The following is a 619-nucleotide window of genomic DNA, read 5'->3' on the forward strand; positions in this document are numbered from 1 at the left end:
AAGTACTGCGGGACACGAGAAACCCCGTGGGAATCAGGGGGGACCACCCCCCAAGGCTAAATACTCTTAGCGACCGATAGTGAACAAGTACCGTGAGGGAAAGGTGAAAAGCACCCCGGGAGGGGAGTGAAATAGAACCTGAAACCATGTGCCTACAAGCTGTCGAAGGGCGTTAAAAGCCTGACGGCGTACTTTTTGTAGAACGGACCGGCGAGTTACATCTAACGTGCAGGTTAAGGCAGGAAAGCCGGAGCCGAAGCGAAAGCAAGTCTTAATAGGGCGCAATGTACGTTGGAGTAGACCCGAAACCTGGTGATCTACCCATGTCCAGAGTGAAGCTTTAGTAAAATAAAGTGGAGGCTCGAACCGACCTTCGTTGAAAAGGAGGCGGATGAGGTGTGGGTAGGGGTGAAATGCCAATCGAACCAGGAGATAGCTGGTTCTCCCCGAAATAGCTTTAGGGCTAGCCTCGGTTTAAGATTAGCGGAGGTAGAGCACTGAATGGGCTAGGGGCCTTCACGGGTTACCGAACCCAATCAAACTCCGAATGCCGCATAATTATAACCGGGAGTCAGACTGCGGGTGCTAAGATTCGTAGTCAAAAGGGAAACAGCCCAGA

The 619-nt window shown here is 51.9% G+C and carries 1 rRNA gene; it reads left to right on the top strand.

Annotation, left to right across the window (positions count from 1 at the left end):
• Positions 1-619 (top strand): 23S ribosomal RNA (locus P6N53_RS18545); the annotation flags it as partial.

The organism is Desulforamulus aquiferis (genome assembly GCF_030577015.1).
Classification (GTDB): Bacteria; Bacillota; Desulfotomaculia; order Desulfotomaculales; family Desulfotomaculaceae; genus Desulfotomaculum; species Desulfotomaculum aquiferis.